Origin of the sequence: Halovulum dunhuangense (genome assembly GCF_013093415.1) — a bacterium.
In the GTDB taxonomy this organism is placed as follows: Bacteria; Pseudomonadota; Alphaproteobacteria; order Rhodobacterales; family Rhodobacteraceae; genus Halovulum; species Halovulum dunhuangense.
In genome coordinates, this window is record NZ_JABFBC010000002.1 from 241,586 (window position 1) to 259,343 (window position 17,758).

A 17,758-nucleotide genomic window follows, 5' to 3' on the forward strand; every position below is an offset into this window, starting at 1 on the left:
CCGCCGGACCTGCTCGATCCCGCCACACCAGGCGGCGGGAAACGCCCTTGCTTTGCCCATGAAGGCCACCGCCATGCCCCGCCCTGCCCTTGTCGCCCTGCGTCGCCACCTGCCCATCCTCGACTGGGCCGGACGCTATGACCGCAACGCCTTTTCAAGCGACCTGCTGGCCGCCGTGATCGTGACGATCATGCTGATCCCCCAGTCGCTTGCCTATGCGCTGCTGGCGGGGCTGCCGGCAGAGATGGGGCTCTATGCCTCGATCCTGCCGCTGGTGGCCTATGCGATCTTCGGCACCAGCCGGGCGCTGTCGGTCGGCCCCGTCGCGGTCGTCTCGCTGATGACGGCGGTGGCCATCGGCAACCTGGGCCTGAGCGATCCGGCGCAGATCGCCGCCGCCGCCATCGCGCTGGCCTTCCTGTCCGGCCTCATGCTGATCGCCATGGGCCTGCTCCGGCTGGGTTTTCTCGCGAATTTCCTCAGCCACCCGGTGATCGCGGGCTTCATCACCGCATCCGGCATCCTGATCGCGGCCAGCCAGCTGCGCCACATCCTCGGCGTCGATGCCGGAGGCCACAACCTGCCCGAGATCCTGGCGGCGCTGGGCCGCGCCCTGCCCCAGACCAACCTGCCCACGCTTCTGATCGGGCTTGGCGCGCTGGGCTTCCTGTTCTGGGTCCGCAGGGGGCTGAAGCCCCTGCTGATCCGCTCAGGGCTGCGAGTGCGACTGGCGGACATGCTGGCCAAGGCGGGCCCCGTGGCGGCGATCGTCGCCACCGTCGCGCTGGCCTGGGGACTGGGGCTGGAGGCACGGGGCGTCGCCATCGTGGGGGCAGTTCCGCAGGGCGTCCCGCCCCTCGGCCTGCCTGCCTTCGACATCGGGCTGTGGGCCCAGCTTGCAGGCTCGGCCGCGCTCATCTCGGTGATCGGCTTCGTCGAGTCGGTCTCCGTCGCGCAGACGCTGGCCGCCAAGCGCCGCCAGCGCATCGTGCCGGACCAGGAGCTGGTGGGCCTGGGGGCCGCGAACATCGCCGCCTCTGTCTCGGGCGGCTATCCGGTCACGGGGGGCTTCGCGCGCTCGGTGGTGAATTTCGATGCCGGCGCGGAAACCCCCGCCGCCGGCGCCTTCACGGCCCTCGGCATCCTGCTGGCGGCGCTGTTCCTGACGCCCGCGCTTTACTTCCTGCCCAAGGCGACGCTGGCCGCCACGATCATCGTGGCCGTGCTGTCGCTGGTGGATTTCAGCGTCCTCAGGCGCAGCTGGGCATATGACCGCGCCGACTTCGCGGCCGTCGCCACCACCATCGCCGTGACCCTTGGCATCGGCGTGGAGGCGGGCGTCTCTGCCGGCGTCGCGCTGTCGATCCTGCTGCATCTCTACCGCTCGTCCCGGCCGCATATCGCGGAAGTGGGACTCGTGCCCGGCACCCAGCATTTCCGCAACGTGAACCGCCACCGCGTGCTGACCGCGCCGGAGCTTCTGACCGTGCGGGTGGACGAAAGCCTATACTTCGCCAACGCCCGGTTCCTGGAGGATTATCTCGCCGCGCGCGTGGCCCGCGATCCCGCGATCCGCAACGTGGTCCTGATGTGCAGCGCGGTGAACGAGATCGACCTGAGCGCGCTCGAGTCGCTCGAGGCGATCAACCACCGGCTTCTCGACGCCGGGATCCGCTTCCATCTGTCCGAGGTGAAGGGCCCGGTGATGGACCGGCTGGAACGCTCCGACCTGCTGGACGCGCTTTCCGGGCAGGTGTTCCTGTCCCAGTTCGATGCCTTCGCCGCGCTGACACCCCCGGCGCAGGACGCGCCACGCGCCACCACCGCCTGAAAAGGCGGGCCCGATCGTCGATCATGTCGGTGGAGTGGTGGGCGACCCTGGAATCGAACCAGGCATGGGTCTCCCCGGCGGAGTTACAGTCCGCTGCCGCACCTTGCAGCCCGTCGCCCTCTGGCGCGCTGAATACGCAGTGCGCCCGAGGGGGTCAAGAGCGAAATCTCACTGCAGGCCCCGCTCCATCACGACCCGCTCGAAGCCGTTCTCCTGCCTGCGGTCGATCTCGACGAAGCCCTTGGCGCGGTAGTAGCTCAGGTTCTCGAAGCCCTGCGCGTTGGTGTGAAAGATCGCGCGGCGGCACCCCGCCCGCAGCCCGTCGCGGTCGGCCTTGTCGAGCAGGATCCGCCCCACTCCGCGCCGTCTTTGCGCCCCGTTCACCGCCACCGCCTCGATGTGCAGGTTCGGCCCGTCGATGCGGTAGCTGATGAAGCCGCCGATCGCGTTCTCGACGATGAAGACGATGATCCGGTCCTCGGCCACCAGGTCGCGCAGATCCTTGGCCAGCGGCTCGCGCTTGCCGCGGATGCGGGTGGCATAGGGCGCGAACTGGGTCTGCGCCAGATAGCGCAGCTGCTGGATGTCGGACATCCGCGCGTGTCTGATCATGTCGCTGCCCCTACGGCCGGCTTGAAATATGCAGGACAGCATGCCAAAGCCGGACGGTCTTAGCTACAGGGAAGACCGATGTCCGAACGCCGCGGCAAGAAGCCCGCCTGGGTGGTGGAGAAGGAACGCGGCCAGGGCGCGCGCGGGCCCGAGCGGGTCTGGCTCTTCGGCCATCACGCCGTGCGCGACGCGCTGATGAACCCCGCGCGCAAGCGGTTCCGGCTGATCGTCACGCTGAACGCCGCGCAGAAGCTGGGCGACGCCATCGCCGCCTCGGGGATGGAGCCCGAGATGGCCGATGCGCGGAAGTTCCCGGCACCCCTCGATCCGCAATCGGTGCACCAGGGCGCCGCCCTGGAGGTGGCGCCGCTCGACTGGGGCTCGGTTTCGGAACGCTGCGCGCCGGGCGACGGGGCGCCGCTGGTGCTGCTGCTCGACCGGGTGACGGACCCGCACAATATCGGCGCGATCCTGCGCTCGGCCGAGGTGTTCGGCGCGCGGGCGGTGATCGCGCCGCACCGCCATTCCGCGCCGGAAACCGGGGCGCTGGCGAAATCCGCCTCGGGCGCGCTGGAACGCCAGCCCTATCTGCGGGTGCCGAACCTTGCCAACGCGATGCAGGCGCTGCACCAGATGGGCTATGTGATCGTGGGCCTCGACGGCACGGCAGAGCTGGACCTGGACGCGGCGCTTCAGGGCACGCGGGACATGCCGCTGGCGCTGGCGCTGGGCGCCGAGGGGCCGGGGCTGCGGGAGCTGACGCTCAAGACCTGCGACCGGCTGGCGCGGATCCCGGCGGCGGGGGAATTCGGGTCGCTCAACGTGTCGAACGCGGCGGCCATCGCACTTTACGCCGCACGGCGTTGAGGCGGGGCGGCGCGGTGACTATATCCAGCCGATGCCGCATCTGACCAAGATCGCCACCTGTTCCTATTGCGGCACCCGCGCGGTGCTGAACCTGCGCGGCCGGGTCCGGCACGAGCTGGCCTGCGCGTCCTGCGGGGCGCGGCTGCACGAGATGAAGCCGTTGCGATCCGAGCGTCCCGAAGGTGTCCGCCCCAGCCCGCCACGGCCCGCGCCCCGGCATCCCGACCCGTGGCAGGACCAGCCAAGGCCCCGGAAACGCAGGGGTTTCGGGCGGCGGCTGCGGGAGGGGCTGGAGGATATTTTCGACGAGATCGAGGATCTTTTCGACTGATATCGCTGGGGTTTTCGGCTAGACTGGACCCAGGGCAGCAACAGGCGAGAGGTCAGGCATGACCCCGATCACGAGACGGGCCGCACTGGGCCTGATGGGCGCGGCGGCGGGTGGGCCGCTCTGGGCGGAACCGGTGTTCCTGAACGGCATGGGGGTCGCCATCAACGGCTATGACCCGACCGGATTCATCGACATGCAGGAGGCCATCCGGGGCCGGATGGAGCACCAGATCGAGCGCGAGGACGGGCTGTGGTGGTTCGCCTCGGCCGCCAACCGGCGCCGGTTCGAGGCCGACCCCGACCGCTATATACCGCAGTTCGGCGGGTACTGCGCACAAGGGATTGCGCTTGGCTTCAAGCGGCGGTCGGACCCCACGCTGTGGGTGCTGATCGACGGAAAGGTCTACATGCACTACTCGATCCCCGACCAGAATCGCTGGGCGGCGGACGTGCGGGGCAGCATCGCGAAGGCCGAGGAAAACTGGCCCACGCTCAAGGATTTGTGAAGTTGCGACACAGTTTTCGGCCAGCCCTTGCCGATACGTCAACAGGCCCTAAATGCCGGTCATCGGGCGTTATGGTAACGACGCGCCCGGTCTTTTTGTCCCTCGTTCCATACCTTGACCCGGGCTTGTCCCGGGTCTTTTTTCGTGTCTGACATGCGTCTGGAAAACGTATGGCAAGTGTATGGCACTTTGCCATACGCGGGGGGACACCGATGACCACGCACAGCGACGCGGAACTGCGCCAGATCCTGACCGGAACGCGGACCGTCGCGGCGGTGGGCGTGTCGGCGAACCCGGTGCGCCCGTCGCATTACGTCGCCCGCTACCTGAGCCTGCGCGGCTACCGGGTGATCCCGGTCAACCCCGGCCTTGCCGGGCAGACGCTGTTCGGCGAGGTCGCGGTGGCGCGGCTGTCGGACATCGCGCCCGGGACGCGGGTGGACATGGTGGATATCTTCCGCCGGTCCGAAGAGGCGGGCGCGGTGGTGGACGAAGCCATGGCCGCCCTGCCCGACCTGAAAACCGTCTGGATGCAGATCGGCGTGGTGGACGAGGCGGCCGCCGAACGCGCGCGGGCGGCCGGGCTGACGGTCGTCATGGACCGCTGCCCCAAGATCGAGCACCAGCGCCTGTTCGGGGAATTGTCCCGGGGCGGGTTCGCCACCGGGATCATTTCCTCGAAACGCTAGGGCGTCACGGCATCGGGATGTCGGAGACGTGTTTCGGGACGTGATAGCCGCGCTGCACGGCGGGGCGTTGGGCTATGCGCAGGTACCAGTCGCGGACATTGGGGAAGTCCGACAGGTCGATCTGCTGCCACTCGAAGCGCGAGATCCAGGGCCAGATCGCCATGTCGGCGATGGAATAGTCGCCGGCGACGAAATCGCGCCCCGAAAGCCGGTCGTTCAGCACGCGGTAGAGGCGGCGGGCCTCGGTCGAGAAACGTTCCTCGGCATAGGGCGCCTTGCCGGGGTTGTACTTCACGAAGTGATGCACCTGGCCCAGGATCGGCCCGGCCCCGCCCATCTGCCACATCAGCCATTCGATCGCCCGCCAGCGGCCCGCGCCTTCGGGCAGGAAGCGGCCGTATTTCTCGGCCAGGTAGAGCAGGATCGCGCCCGACTCCATCAGGGTCTGGCCGGTTTCCCGGTCGACGATGGCGGGGATCTTGTTGTTGGGGGCGATGGCCAGGAAGTCGGGGGCGAACTGTTCGTCCTTGCCTATGTCGATGGGGTGGGCGGCATAGGGCACGCCCAGCTCCTCGAGCAGGATCGAGACCTTGCGGCCGTTCGGCGTGGTCCAGGTGTAGAGATCGATCATGGGGCCTCCGGTGGGGGATTACCGGGGAAGGGATAAGGGGCTGGGGGGATGGGTGGCAAGGGGGGTGGGTAGCTTCCGAAATCCACCATCATAGGTAGCTCAAAGCTAATCAACTAAATCAAACTGTTGTAGCCAGCGAAGCCACGCAGCCCCTGAGGAAACATAGTGGACAGCGATCTCAACTGGGGCGTCCGGCTGAGACCCCTCACCTTGTTCATGCCGATAATTGTGCGCGCCCTCGACCCACTCTTTATACTGAGACACTTGGCTCTGAGCTACCTTGTTGTCCGGCTTTAGCCCAGAATATTTTTTGTTTACAATAGGCCGAAGATTTTTTTCGACCTCAGAAGAACCCAGCCTTATTGCCCTTGGAAAGATATATTTAAAAAGAATTTCGTTCGCATAAAATATGCTTCTTATTGACCCCTTTGTATCTAAAGGGACACAATCCAAACTTTTATAGGATTGATTTAGGTATTGAAGAACGCTATCATATCTATCTGTACTTAAAGCCCGTATCGCCGATACACGAACTTGCTCAAAAGCAGCATCAACAGAAAAATGCACTCCTCCTAGTTTGTCCACGCGGTATCGAACTCTTTCCTCCTCAAAAATTCGGCTTACGCCTTCGAGGAACGCTTCTCTCGCGCCAACTCTGATGTAATTATTCTTCTCTTTAAAACATATATCATCATGCACGATGGTTATCAGATCAAGAACATCGCCCAAGCCTAATTTACAAACCTGTTCCACCCAATAACTTCGCTCGCTAGCCTTGTAAGTAGGCAACGATATGCCCATTCTGTACTCTATAATATCTCTAAGCGGGCGCAAATCTACACTCTTTATACCCATCCAGAATGAAAATATCGAATATATATGTGCGCCAAGACGCCTTCGCATCCTTTCACTGTCTTCAAGAAGCTCTGGATAATTTATGTAATTAAAAGAAAAACGAACACCGGAATTTTTTTCCGTCATCAACCCTTCTTCCTTCGCACTACCCCCCGTAAAATATAATTCTTGGTTGCCATATCAGCAAGTCTTAGACAACGCCCCCACCTCTCCCGAGGCAGGGGCCGCCCGTCTCTCCTAGCGCCTGATGGCTCAGGCGATCTCCACCAGTTCGATGGCGAAGGTCAGGTCCTTGCCGGCGAGCGGGTGGTTGGCGTCGAGGGTCACCGCGGCCTCGTCCACCTCGACCACCGTCACCGGGACGACCTGGCCCTGCGGCGTCTGCATCTGGAGTTGGGTGCCCGGCTCCAGCGGGATGTCGGCGGGGATGTTGTCGCGGGGGACGGACTGGCGGGCGTCGGGGTTGAGCGGGCCATAGGCTTCCTCGGCCGGCACCTCGACGGTCTTCTTCTCGCCCACGCTCATGCCGGGCAGCGCGCGGTCGAGGCCGGGGATGATCTGGCCGGAGCCTACCGCGAATTCCAGCGGCGCGCGGCCCTCGGAGCTGTCGAACACCGTGCCGTCGGACAGGGTGCCGGTATAATGAATGCGGACGGTATCGCCGACTGCGACTTCGCTCATGGTTTTCTCCTGATGGGATGGGAAGGGTCGGGAGGCCGCGTGTCTGCGCGGGTGCTCCGGGGTTCCCCCTTACCGTAAGGTCGATCGGTGGGATGTAAACCCCCCCGCCCCCCCGAGCGCGTCCAGAGCGGCCCCGGGGGCGGTTTTCAGGCCGATTTCAGACCGAAACCTCGATGGCGATGCCCTGCGCGATGGCGGCGGCCACCGCGGCCTGCGCCACGGCCAGGTCCTGAAGGCCCACGCCGGTGCCGTCGAAAAGGGTGATCTGCCCCTCGCTCGTGCGGCCCGCATGGGTGCCGTTGATGACGGCGCCGATGGGGGTGATGGCGTCCTGCGTGATCAGGCCCTGGGCGATGGCGTGCTGCGCCTCGCCAAGGCTGGTGGACTGGGCGATCTCGTCCGTGAAGACGGTGGCGCGGGCGAGAAGGGTCGCCTCCACCTCCTGCTTGCCCCTGGTGTCGGTGCCCATGCAGGCGAGATGCGTGCCGGGGCGGACATGGGCGTCCATCAGCGAGGGCGAAAAGGCGGAGGTGATGGTGATGATGACGTCGGCCTCGGCGCCGAGCCGTTCCAGGCTGACCGCCTCGAACGGGAGGCCGAGGGCGGTGGCGGTCTCGCCCAGCCTGGGCAGCATCTCGGGGTGGTAGTTCCAGGCGATCACCTTGTCGAAGGGGCGCTGGGCGGCTGCGGCGCGCAGCTGGAAATGCGACTGGTGGCCGGCGCCGATGATGCCGAGGACGCGGGCGTCGGGGCGGGCGAGGTGGCGGATCGAGACGGAAGAGGCGGCGGCGGTGCGCAGCGCGGTCAGCAGGTTGCCGCCCACCATCGCCGTGGGGCGGCCGGTGTCCGGGTCGAAGAGGAAGACGGTGGACTGGTGGTTGATGAGCCCGCGGCGTTCCAGGTTGTGGGGCCAGTAGCCCCCCGCCTTGAGGCCCAGCGCGCCGCCCGAGCGGTCGAAGCCGCCCTTGAAGCCGTAGAGCGCATCCTCGTGGCCCAGCGCCTCGCGCACCACCGGAAAGTTGTAGGCGGCGCCGGAGGCCATGGCGGCAAAGACGGACTCGACCGCGGTGAAGGCGGCCTCGGCGGTGACAAGCTCGGCGATGCGGGCTTCGGGGACGATGTGCATGGGCGCTCCCTGCCTTGGGCGGCATGGGGCCGCCTTCTGTCGTTGGGGGTGTGGCCGGGCGCTGTGGCCGCGCCCGGGCGTGTCGGGAAATGGCCGGGCGCGTGGGTTTGCGCCCGGCCGGGGAGGCGTCAGTAGGCCTTGCCGCGGGCCGAGACGGGCCAGAGGACTTCGACCTTGCCGTTGCGCACGCCCACATACCAGTCGTGGACGTTGCAGGTCGGGTCGCAATGGCCCGGCACCAGCTTCAGCTTTTCGTTGACCTTGAGCACGCCCTGCGGGTCGGAGATGACCCCATGCTCGTCCGAGCACTTGATGTATTCGACATCGCTGCGCCCGAAGATGTAGGGCAGGCCGCTGTCCACCGACTGCGCCTTGAGGCCCGCGTCGCAGATCGCGCGGTCGGGCTTCACATGGCTCATCACGCTGGTCAGGATGAAGAGCGCGTTGACGAATTCCGAGATCGGCTTGCCGTTCTTGTCGTTGATGCGCTGGTAATCGGCATCCATGAAGGCGTAGGAGCCGCACTGCAACTCGTTGTAGACGCCGGAATTGCCCTCGAAATAGTAGGAGCCGGTGCCGCCGCCGCCGACGATGGCGCAGTCCAGCCCCTCGGCCTTGAGCATGTCGACCGAGGTGCGGACCATGTCGACGGCGATGTCGATCTTGGCCTTGCGCTCGTCATAGTCCTTCATGTGCTGCATCGCGCCCTGGTAGGCCTGGATGCCCGAGAACTTCAGCCCCGGCGCCGCGTCGATCGCCCTGGCGAGATCCACGACCGGCTGGCCGTAGGTGACGCCGCAGCGGCCCGCGCCGCAGTCGATTTCCACCAGGCATTCGATGGTGGTGCCGTGCTTCACCGCCGCCGCCGACAGGTCGGCCACGTTGGCGATGTCGTCCACGCAGACGATGGTGCGCGCGCCCAGCCTGGGCATGCGGGCGAGGCGGTCGATCTTGGCCGGGTCGCGGACCTGGTTCGACACCAGCACGTCCTTGACGCCGCCGCGGGCAAAGACCTCGGCCTCGGACACCTTCTGGCAGCAGACGCCGACGGCGTCGCCATGTTCGATCTGGTAGCGGGCGACATCGACGGACTTGTGCATCTTGCCATGCACGCGGTGGCGCACGCCCATCTGGCGGCAGAAGTCGCGCATGGTCCTGACGTTCTTCTCGAAGGCGTCGAGATCGACCACCAGGCAGGGGGTCTGGATATCGGCCTCGGCCATGCCCACGGATGCGGGGATGTCGAAGCCCACTTCGAGGTCGTCGAACTTGGCGGGAGCGTTCATGGATAATCCTCCTTGTCGGGCTTTATGGGGTCGGGCTTTATCGGGTCAGTTCTTGAACCAGGGCAGCTTGTCCAGATCGACATTGCCCCCGGTGACGATCACGCCGACGCGCTTGCCACGGAACACCTCGGGGTTCTTGAGGATGGTGGCCAGCGGCACGGCGCAGCTGGGTTCCATCACGATCTTCATGCGGGCCCAGGTCAGTTTCATGGCGTCCACGATCTCGTCCTCGGACGCGGTCAGGATGTCGGTGACGTGGTTGCGGACGAAATGCCAGGTCAGGTCCTTGAGCGGCACCTTCAGACCGTCGGCAACGGTGTCGGGCGCGTCGTCGGCGATGATGTGGCCCGCCTTGAAGCTGCGATAGGCGTCGTCGGCCTGTTCGGGTTCGGCGGCATAGATCTCGACATGCGGCGCGATGTTGGACAGCGTCAGGCAGGTGCCCGAGATCATGCCGCCGCCACCGACGGGGGCGATCACGGCATCCAGCCCCTCGACCTGCTCGTTCAGCTCGCGCGAGCAGGTGCCCTGCCCCGCGACCACGCGCGGGTCGTTGTAGGGGTGGACGAATTCGGCCCCGGTGCGGGCCTGCACCTCGGCGAAGACCGCCTCGCGCGAGGTGGTCGAGGGTTCGCATTCGGTGATCTGGCCGCCATAGCCGATCACCGCATCCTTCTTGGCCTGGGGCGCGGTCCGGGGCATGACGACATGGCAGGGAATGCCGCGCCGCCCGGCCGCGTAGGACAGCGAGAGCGCGTGGTTGCCCGAGGAATGGGTCGCCACGCCCCTTGCCGCCTGCTCGTCGGTCAGGCCGAACACCGCGTTGCAGGCGCCGCGCACCTTGAAGGCGCCGGCCTTCTGGAAGTTCTCGCACTTGAAGAACAGTTCCGCCCCGGTGAGCTGGTTGAAATAGCTCGAGGTCAGGACCGGCGTGCGGTGGATATGCGGCTTGATCCGCTCGTGCGCGGCGATCACGTCGTCGAGGGTCGGGATGTAGTCCGGTGCCATGTCCTTCATCCTTTCACTCCGCCGCCACGCGGGCGGCCCCCCCGTTGCTGCGATAGAAGTCCTGCGCCGCCGCGACGCCCGAGCCGAGCTTGACCGGCAACCCGAGGTCGGCCATGGCCATTTCGGCGGTGGCGATGCCCGAGAGCATCAGCACGTCGGTCAGCATGCCCAGGTGGCCGATGCGGAACACCTTGCCCGCGACCTGGCCGAGGCCCACGCCGAAGGCGACCTGGTAGGTCCGGGCGGCATGGGTCACGATGTCGGTGCCGTTGAAGCCCTGCGGGACCACGATGGCGGTGACGGTTTCGGAATAGAGGTCGGGCGACTGCGCGCAGGGCTTCAGGCCCCAGGCCGCGACCGCGCGGCGCACCCCTTCGGCGATGCGGGCGTGGCGGGCATAGACGTTGTCGAGCCCCTCTTCCATCAGCATCTCGACCGAGGTGGCGAGCCCGTTGATGAGGCCCACGGGCGGCGTGTAGGGATAGCCGCCGGTCTTGTAGCTGGCCAGCATGTCGCGGAAATCGAAGAAGGTGCGCGGCAGTTTCGCCGCTTCCATCGCGGCGATGGCCTTCTGGGAGATGCCGAGGATCGACAGGCCCGCGGGCAGCATGAAGCCCTTCTGGGAGCCCGCTATGGCGATATCGACGCCCCAGGCGTCCATCTCGAAGGGCATGGAGCCGATGGAGCTGACGCCATCGACCAGCAGCAGCGCCGGGTGCTTCGCGGCATCGAGCGCGCGGCGGACCGCGGCGATGTCGCTGCGCACGCCGGTCGCGGTTTCGTTATGGGTGACGAGGACGGCCTTGATCCGGTGGCCGGTGTCGGCGGTCAGCGCCTCTGCGTAGGCGGCGACGGGGACGCCCGCGCCCCAGGGCGCCTCGATCACCTGCATGTCGAGGCCGTGGCGGGTGCACATGTCGATCCAGCGGTGCGAGAACATGCCGTGGCGGGCGGCGAGAACCGTCTCGCCGGGCGAGAGGGTGTTGGAGATCGCCGCCTCCCAGCCGCCGGTGCCGGTGGCGGGAAAGAGGATGATCTCTCCGGTCCTGGTGCCGAGCACCTTCTTCACGCCGGCAATGGCCGGTTCGAAGATGGCCCGGAAGTCGGGCGAGCGGTGGTCGATGGTCGCCATGTCGCAAGCCTTGCGCAGGCGGTCGGGGATGTTGGTCGGTCCCGGAATGAAGACGGGGTTCTGCGTGGGCATGGGCGTTCCTCCGTGGGCTTTGGGGGGGAACATAGGGTTCGACCCGAGTCCCGGCAATTTTTTTGTAATGATTTTTCATATAGTGAAAAAATCGAATTCTGTCGTGTTTGCAATGACTTGTTTTTTTCACCACGCGACTTACTTTTTCATCGTGAGATTTTTCTGCCAGCCAGAGAGGGCCTTTCGATGCCGGATTCCCCGTCAGAACCCGTTCGCCGCCAGCGCGGACGGCCCAAGGCATTCGACGACCGGACCGAGCAGAACACGATCCGCGCGCTTGACCGGGCGATGGTGGTGCTGGAGGCGCTGTCGCGCCACGAGGGGATCGCGCTGTCGGCGCTGGCCGACGCGCTGGACCAGTCGCCGGCGACCGTCTACCGGGTGCTGACCACGCTTCAGCTGCACGGGATCTGCGAATTCGACGAGGCCGAGCAGCACTGGCATGTGGGCCCGGGCGCCTACCGGATCGGGTCGGCCTTCCTGCGGCGCACGTCGGTGGTGGACCGCTCGCGCCCGATCCTGCGCCAGCTGATGCAGGAAACCGGCGAGACCGCCAACCTGGGCGTCGAGCGGGCCGACATGGTGCTGTTCGTGAGCCAGGTGGAGACGCATGCCTCGATCCGGGCGTTCTTTCCGCCCGGCACGCAAAGCCCGATGCATGCCTCGGGGATCGGCAAGGCGCTGCTTGCCTTCTATGACGCGCCGCGGCTGCGGCAATGGTTGCAGGGGCGGGTGCTGGAGGGGTTCACGCCCTCGACCCTGACCGACGAGGCGGCGCTGCTGGAGGATCTGGCGCGGATCCGGATGCGCGGCGTCAGCCTCGACAACGAGGAGCGCACGCCGGGGATGCGCTGCATCGCGGCGCCGATCTTCAACGCCTTCGGCGAGCCGGTGGCGGGGGTGTCGATCTCGGGCCCGGCGGCGCGGATGGACGATGCCGCGGTCGACGGCTTCGGCGCGCTGGTGCGGGTCGCGGCGCGCACCATCTCGGAGGCGGTGGGCGGCCGCGTCCCCGAGACGCTGAAGCGCTGAACGCGTTGACATAAATCAGCCCCCGGCGGGGCCGCGATCCTAGGCTGACACGGTCGGCGCCCTGCGCGGCGCCCCCCTTGGCCTTGGAGACCGGGACCATGTCCAGACACCTATGTCCGCTTGGCGCGGGCCTGATCGCGGCGGCGCTGGCCCTGGGGCCGGGCGCGGCATCCGCCTTTACCGCCTGCCAGGTGACGGATACCGGCGGCATCGACGACAACAGCTTCAACCAGACCGCCTGGAAGGGCGTGCAGGACGCGATGGCCGGGCTGGGCGTGAGCGGCCGCTTCCTCGAGTCACAGGCCGAGACGGATTACGAGGCCAACATCAACTCGCTTCTGGGCGGAAGCTGCGACATCATCATCACCGTGGGTTTCCTTTTGGGGGACGCGACCAAGGCGGCGGCCGAGGCGAACCCCGACCAGGAATTCTCGATCGTGGACTATGCCTATGATCCGCCGATCCCGAACGTGCTGGGGCAGGTCTATGCCACCGACCAGGCGGCGTTCCTTGCGGGATATCTTGCCGCGGGGATGACGCAGACCGGCACGCTGGGCGTGTTCGGCGGCATCAACATCCCGCCCGTGACCATCTTCATGGACGGCTTCCATCGCGGCGCGATGTATCACAACGCCCAGAAGGGCACCGAGGTGATGGTGCTGGGCTGGAACCCCGACACCCGCGAGGGGCTGTTCACCAACAATTTCGACAGTCTCGACGACGGGCGGGCCTTTGCGCAGAACCTGTATGACGAGGGGGCCGACATCGTGCTTCCCGTGGCGGGGCCGGTCGGCCTCGGCTCGGCGGCGCTGGCGGACGAGCTGGGCACCGATGCGCTGAAGATCATCGGCGTGGATGCGGACCTGACCCTGACCGACCCGGAAAAGGCGCATGTGTACCTGACCTCGATCATGAAGCGGATGGACGCGACCGTGAAGGCGGTGATCCAGGCCGGGATGGACGGCAGTTTCGAGGGCGGCGTCATCACCGGGACGATCGGCAATGGCGGCGTGGACATCGCCCCCTTCCACGCCTTCGAGGACGCGGTGCCCGCCGAGCTGAAGGCCGAGCTGGAGGCGATCCGGCAGGGCATCGTGGACGGCACGATCCGCGTCGGCGGCTGAGGCCCCACCCGTGAAGGTCGAACTCAGCGCCATCACCAAGCGCTTCGGCCCGGTGACGGCGAACGAGGATGTGTCGCTGCGGATCCGGCCCGGTCAGGTGCTGGGGCTTCTGGGCGAGAACGGCGCGGGCAAGTCCACGTTGATGAACGTGCTGTGCGGGCTTCATGCCCCGGATGCCGGGGAAATCCTGATCGACGGGCGCCCGGTACGCTTTCGCGGGCCGGGCGACGCCATCGCCGCCGGGATCGGCATGGTGCATCAGCATTTCATGCTGGTGCCGGTGTTCACCGTGGCCGAGAACGTGGTGCTGGGGGTGGAGCCGGTGGGACGGCTCGACCGGCTGGACCTGCCCCGCGCCCGCGCGGAAGTGCGGCGGATCGGGCAGGAGTATGGCCTGGCGGTGGACCCCGACGCCCGGATCGAGACGCTTCCCGTGGGCATCCAGCAGCGGGTGGAGATCATCAAGGTGCTGTTCCGCTCGGCCCAGGTGCTGATCCTTGACGAGCCCACCGCCGTGCTGACCCCGCAGGAAGTGGAAGAGTTCTTCCGCATCGTGCGATCCCTGCGTGATGCCGGCAAGGCGCTGGTCTTCATCACCCACAAGCTGCACGAGATCCGCGCCATCGCCGACCACATCGCGGTGCTGCGCCGCGGCCGCATCGTGGGCGAGGCGGACCCAGGCGACGCGGACCCCGCGACGCTGGCCGAGATGATGGTGGGCCGCCCGGTGCGTTTCGAGGTGGACAAGGCCCCGGCGCGACCCGCCGCCCCGATCCTGGAGGTGGAGGGGCTGCGGGTGCTGCGCGAGGGTGGCGCGCAGGCGCTGCAAGGCATCGACCTGACGCTGCGTTCGGGAGAGATCCTGGGCATAGCCGGCGTGCAGGGCAACGGGCAGTCGGCGCTGGTCGAGGCGCTGACCGGGCTTGCGCCGGTGGCGGCGGGATCCGTGCGCTTCGACGGGCAGGACATCACCCACGCCTCGGTCCGGGCGCGGCACCGCATGGGCATCGCGCATATCCCCGAGGACCGCCAGAAAAGCGGCATGATCGCGAAGTTCACCGTGGCCGAGAACATGGTGCTCGACAGCTATTACGGCGCGGAGTACGGGCGCGGCCCGGCGATCCGCTGGCCGGACGTGGAACGGGCGGCGGCGCGCATGGCGCTGGATTTCGACGTGCGCACGCCCTCGGTGCATCAGCCTGCGGGGCATCTGTCGGGGGGCAACCAGCAGAAGCTGGTGGTGGCGCGCGAGCTGAGCCGGGACACCCGGCTGGTGATCGCGGCGCAGCCCACGCGGGGGCTGGACGTGGGGTCCATCGAATACATCCACAAGCGGCTGGTCGCGGCCCGCGACGAGGGCGACGGGGTGCTGATCGTGTCCTCGGAACTGGACGAGATCCTGGGCCTGTCGGACCGGGTGCTGGTGATGTTCCAGGGCCGGATCGTGGCCGCCTTCGACGCAGGCGACGGGCCCATCGACCGCAACGCGGTGGGGCTGGCCATGGCCGGCGCGGGGATCGGGGACGCGGCATGAGCGAGGCGCGCGACACCGCGATGGCGGCACTGATGGCGCGCGCCGCCCCCGGACGGGCGGCGGTCGAGGACCTGGTGGTGGTGCCGGTCTTTGCCGTGGCGGTGGCGCTGCTCCTGGGCGCGCTGACCATGCTGGCCACCGGCGTGGACCTGCCGACCATCGGGCGGTCCTATGTGGCGCTGGCGGTGGGGTCCGTCGGGTCGCTCAACGCGCTGTCCGAGACGCTGACCGCGGCGGTTCCGCTGGTGCTGGCGGGGCTGGGGCTGGCGCTGGGGTTCAGGGCGGGGCTGTTCAACATCGGGGCCGAGGGGCAGGTGCTGATGGGCGGCATGGCGGCCGTCGCGCTGGGGATCGCCTGGCCGGGCGGGCCCGCGCTGATGCTCGTGCCGGGCTGCCTGCTGGCGGGGGCGCTGGCGGGGGCGCTTTACGCCGGGATCGCCGGCTGGCTGAGGGTCGCGACCGGGGCGCACGAGGTGATTTCCACCATCATGCTGAACCTGATCGCCTACCGGCTGGTCGATTACATGCTGCGCCAGCCCTTTTTCCAGCGCGAGGGGCGGGCGGACCCGATCTCCAGGTCGGTGCCGGACGCGGCCGAGCTGCCGCGACTGCTGTCGGGGCTGGACGCGAACCTGCGGGTGCATGCGGGCATCTTCGTGGCGCTGGGCGCGGTGGCGCTGGCGCAGTGGCTGCTGTTCCGCACCCGGCTGGGCTTCGAGTTCCGCGCCAGCGGCGAGAACCCGGACGCGGCGCGCTATGCCGGGATCCGCGCGGGCGTGGTGATCGTGGTGGCGATGGCGCTCGCGGGCGCATTGGCGGGGCTTGCGGGGGCGAACCAGGTGACGGGCGTGCTGGGCCGCGCCTCGCCGGGGTTTTCGGCCGGGATCGGATTCGACGCGATCGCGGTGGCGCTGCTGGGCCGATCGCATCCCTGGGGTGTGCTGGTGGCGGCGCTTCTGTTCGGTGCGCTGGAGGCCGGGGGGCGGCAGATGCAGGTGGATGCGGGCGTCAGCATCGACCTGATCGCGATCATCCAGGCGCTGATCATCGTCTTCATCGCGGCGCCCCTGCTGGTGCGGGCGCTGTTTCCCTGGGGCTTTTCCCGCGGACGGACGGGGGGCGGGGCATGAGCATCGCGCGCGAGCCGGGGCTGGCGCCGGTCGCCGAGGCCCCCCTGCTGCCGGCGCAGGCGCGCGGGGCGCGGGTGGCGGGCATGGCGCTGATCGGCCTTGCCGTGCTGGTGGCGCTGGTCTTCGCCCCGGGGCTGGAGGGGGCGGCCACCTTCCGGCTGTCGCGTCCCACCGACCCCTGGGCGCTGCCGGACCTGGTGGTGCCCGCCCTGTCCTTCGCCTGGGTGGCGGCGGGCGTGCTGGCCTTCCTGGGCGCGCGGCAGTTCCTGCGCGGCGGCGGGCGCTGGACGGGGCTGAGCCTGGGGATAGGCCTGGCGCTGGCGGTGGCGGCGTTCCTGGTGTGGGCGACGGCCGGCAAGGCGTTCTCGCTGACGGGGATGTTGCAGGCGACGGTCGTCCGCGCGGTCCCCATCGCGCTGGGCGGGCTTGCGGGCGTGCTGTCGGAGCGGGTGGCGGTGGTCAACATCGCCATCGAGGGGATGCTGCTGGCGGGCGCCTTCACGGGGGCGCTGATCGGATCCGTGCTGGGCGGCTGGAGCGGGCTGGTCGCGGCGGTGGCGGTGGGCGGCGCGTTCGGCTTCCTGCTGGCGGCGCTGGTGGTCACCTACCGGATGGACCAGATCATCGCCGGCGTGGTGATCAACCTGCTGGTGCTGGGGCTGACATCCTATGCGTCGAGCCAGGTGTTCCAGGAATACCGGCATCTGAACAACGCGCCGGTGTTCCGGCCCATCGCGATACCCCTGCTGTCGGACCTGCCGGTGCTGGGGCCGGTGCTGTTCCGGCAGAACCTGTTCGTCTATGGCGCGGCGGTGATGGTGGCGGTGTCCACCTGGTACCTGTTCCACACCCGCCACGGGCTGCGCGCCCGCGCGGTGGGCGAGCATCCCCGCGCCGCCGACACGCTGGGGATCGATGTCTACCGCACGCGCTATGTGCATGTCACGATGGCCGGGATGGTGGCGGGCTTCGGGGGCGCGTGGTTCACGCTGGGATCGGTCGGGCGCTTCGACGAGGGGATGACCGGCGGGCGCGGCTATATCGGGCTGGCGGCGATGATCTTCGGGCGCTGGCACCCGGTGGGCGCGCTGGCCGCAGCACTGGTCTTCGGCTTTGCCGACAGCCTGCAGCAGAAGCTGGCGCTGCTGGGCACGCCGATCCCGTCGGAATTCCTGGCGATGGCGCCCTATGTGGCGACGATCATCGTGGTCGCGGGCCTTGTCGGCCGGGCGCGGCCGCCGGCGGCGGATGGCAAGCCCTATGTGAAGGAATGAGCGGGGCCTGTCCCGAGGCGTGGCGGCCCGGATCGCGC

The 17,758-nt window shown here is 67.8% G+C and carries 18 protein-coding genes and 1 tRNA gene; 10 read left to right on the forward strand and 9 right to left on the reverse strand.

From position 1 onward, the window contains the following. The first annotated feature begins 73 nt into the window (after positions 1 to 73). A complete protein-coding gene (locus HMH01_RS11860) occupies positions 74 to 1,831 on the forward strand; it encodes a SulP family inorganic anion transporter (protein WP_171325813.1) in 1,758 nt (585 codons plus the stop codon). A gap of 35 nt (positions 1,832 to 1,866) precedes the next feature. Here HMH01_RS11860 and HMH01_RS11865 read toward each other — a convergent pair. Together HMH01_RS11865 and HMH01_RS11870 are read right to left on the reverse strand one after the other, a co-directional pair. Beyond that, positions 1,867 to 1,950 (reverse strand) — tRNA-Tyr (locus HMH01_RS11865). A 49-nt stretch (positions 1,951 to 1,999) separates the two neighbouring features. Beyond that, positions 2,000 to 2,443, reverse strand: coding sequence for a GNAT family N-acetyltransferase (locus HMH01_RS11870; RefSeq protein WP_171325815.1), 444 nt, complete (start codon positions 2,441 to 2,443; stop codon positions 2,000 to 2,002). A gap of 78 nt (positions 2,444 to 2,521) precedes the next feature. On the opposite strand from HMH01_RS11870, the gene rlmB reads away from it, so the two are divergent. The 4 genes from rlmB to HMH01_RS11890 all read left to right on the forward strand — a co-directional run bounded on the left by rlmB (position 2,522) and on the right by HMH01_RS11890 (position 4,835). Next, the gene (rlmB, locus tag HMH01_RS11875; RefSeq protein WP_171325817.1) at positions 2,522 to 3,310 is read left to right on the forward strand and encodes a 23S rRNA (guanosine(2251)-2'-O)-methyltransferase RlmB; all 789 of its coding nucleotides are present in this window, start codon (positions 2,522 to 2,524) and stop codon (positions 3,308 to 3,310) included. Positions 3,311 to 3,341: 31 nt separating this feature from the next. Next, on the forward strand, positions 3,342 to 3,641 hold the full coding sequence (locus tag HMH01_RS11880) for a hypothetical protein (protein ID WP_171325819.1): 300 nt from the start codon (positions 3,342 to 3,344) through the stop codon (positions 3,639 to 3,641). A gap of 58 nt (positions 3,642 to 3,699) precedes the next feature. Beyond that, complete coding sequence (locus HMH01_RS11885; protein ID WP_171325821.1) at positions 3,700 to 4,146, forward strand: YHS domain-containing (seleno)protein; 447 nt, start codon at positions 3,700 to 3,702, stop codon at positions 4,144 to 4,146. A gap of 212 nt (positions 4,147 to 4,358) precedes the next feature. Next, positions 4,359 to 4,835, forward strand: coding sequence for a CoA-binding protein (locus tag HMH01_RS11890; protein ID WP_171325823.1), 477 nt, complete (start codon positions 4,359 to 4,361; stop codon positions 4,833 to 4,835). Between the two features lie 4 nt (positions 4,836 to 4,839). Here the strand turns inward: HMH01_RS11890 and HMH01_RS11895 are convergent, their stop codons facing one another. The 7 genes from HMH01_RS11895 to bhcA all read right to left on the reverse strand — a co-directional run bounded on the left by HMH01_RS11895 (position 4,840) and on the right by bhcA (position 11,626). Continuing rightward, positions 4,840 to 5,466: a glutathione S-transferase family protein gene (locus HMH01_RS11895; RefSeq protein ID WP_171325825.1), complete on the reverse strand. Its 627-nt coding sequence runs from the start codon at positions 5,464 to 5,466 to the stop codon at positions 4,840 to 4,842. A gap of 105 nt (positions 5,467 to 5,571) precedes the next feature. After that, positions 5,572 to 6,447: a hypothetical protein gene (locus HMH01_RS11900; RefSeq protein WP_171325827.1), complete on the reverse strand. Its 876-nt coding sequence runs from the start codon at positions 6,445 to 6,447 to the stop codon at positions 5,572 to 5,574. A 126-nt stretch (positions 6,448 to 6,573) separates the two neighbouring features. Beyond that, positions 6,574 to 7,002, reverse strand: coding sequence for an FKBP-type peptidyl-prolyl cis-trans isomerase (locus tag HMH01_RS11905; protein ID WP_171325829.1), 429 nt, complete (start codon positions 7,000 to 7,002; stop codon positions 6,574 to 6,576). A gap of 157 nt (positions 7,003 to 7,159) precedes the next feature. Then, complete coding sequence (bhcD, locus tag HMH01_RS11910) at positions 7,160 to 8,128, reverse strand: iminosuccinate reductase BhcD (RefSeq protein WP_171325831.1); 969 nt, start codon at positions 8,126 to 8,128, stop codon at positions 7,160 to 7,162. Positions 8,129 to 8,256: 128 nt separating this feature from the next. Continuing rightward, positions 8,257 to 9,414, reverse strand: a complete 1,158-nt coding sequence (bhcC, locus tag HMH01_RS11915) for a 3-hydroxy-D-aspartate aldolase BhcC (RefSeq protein ID WP_171325833.1) — start codon at positions 9,412 to 9,414, stop codon at positions 8,257 to 8,259. A 45-nt stretch (positions 9,415 to 9,459) separates the two neighbouring features. Further along, the gene (gene bhcB, locus HMH01_RS11920) at positions 9,460 to 10,431 is read right to left on the reverse strand and encodes a beta-hydroxyaspartate dehydratase BhcB (RefSeq protein WP_171325835.1); all 972 of its coding nucleotides are present in this window, start codon (positions 10,429 to 10,431) and stop codon (positions 9,460 to 9,462) included. A gap of 4 nt (positions 10,432 to 10,435) precedes the next feature. Continuing rightward, entirely contained in the window at positions 10,436 to 11,626 is a 1,191-nt protein-coding gene (gene bhcA, locus HMH01_RS11925) for an L-aspartate--glyoxylate aminotransferase BhcA (RefSeq protein WP_171325837.1), read from the reverse strand. Between the two features lie 186 nt (positions 11,627 to 11,812). Here bhcA and bhcR point away from each other — a divergent pair, with 186 nt between their 5' ends. The 5 genes from bhcR to HMH01_RS11950 all read left to right on the forward strand — a co-directional run bounded on the left by bhcR (position 11,813) and on the right by HMH01_RS11950 (position 17,720). Further along, positions 11,813 to 12,658 carry an HTH-type transcriptional regulator BhcR gene (bhcR, locus tag HMH01_RS11930; protein WP_171325839.1) on the forward strand — a complete coding sequence of 282 codons (846 nt, stop codon included), beginning with the start codon at positions 11,813 to 11,815 and terminating at the stop codon, positions 12,656 to 12,658. Positions 12,659 to 12,756: 98 nt separating this feature from the next. Continuing rightward, entirely contained in the window at positions 12,757 to 13,782 is a 1,026-nt protein-coding gene (locus tag HMH01_RS11935) for a BMP family lipoprotein (RefSeq protein WP_171325841.1), read from the forward strand. A gap of 10 nt (positions 13,783 to 13,792) precedes the next feature. Next, a complete protein-coding gene (locus HMH01_RS11940) occupies positions 13,793 to 15,316 on the forward strand; it encodes an ATP-binding cassette domain-containing protein (protein WP_171325844.1) in 1,524 nt (507 codons plus the stop codon). Continuing rightward, positions 15,313 to 16,446, forward strand: coding sequence for an ABC transporter permease (locus tag HMH01_RS11945; protein ID WP_171325846.1), 1,134 nt, complete (start codon positions 15,313 to 15,315; stop codon positions 16,444 to 16,446). The genes HMH01_RS11940 and HMH01_RS11945 overlap by 4 nt, the downstream gene beginning before the upstream one ends. After that, positions 16,443 to 17,720: an ABC transporter permease gene (locus HMH01_RS11950; protein ID WP_171325848.1), complete on the forward strand. Its 1,278-nt coding sequence runs from the start codon at positions 16,443 to 16,445 to the stop codon at positions 17,718 to 17,720. Before HMH01_RS11945 ends, HMH01_RS11950 begins: the two co-directional genes overlap by 4 nt. The last annotated feature ends 38 nt before the right edge of the window (positions 17,721 to 17,758 follow it).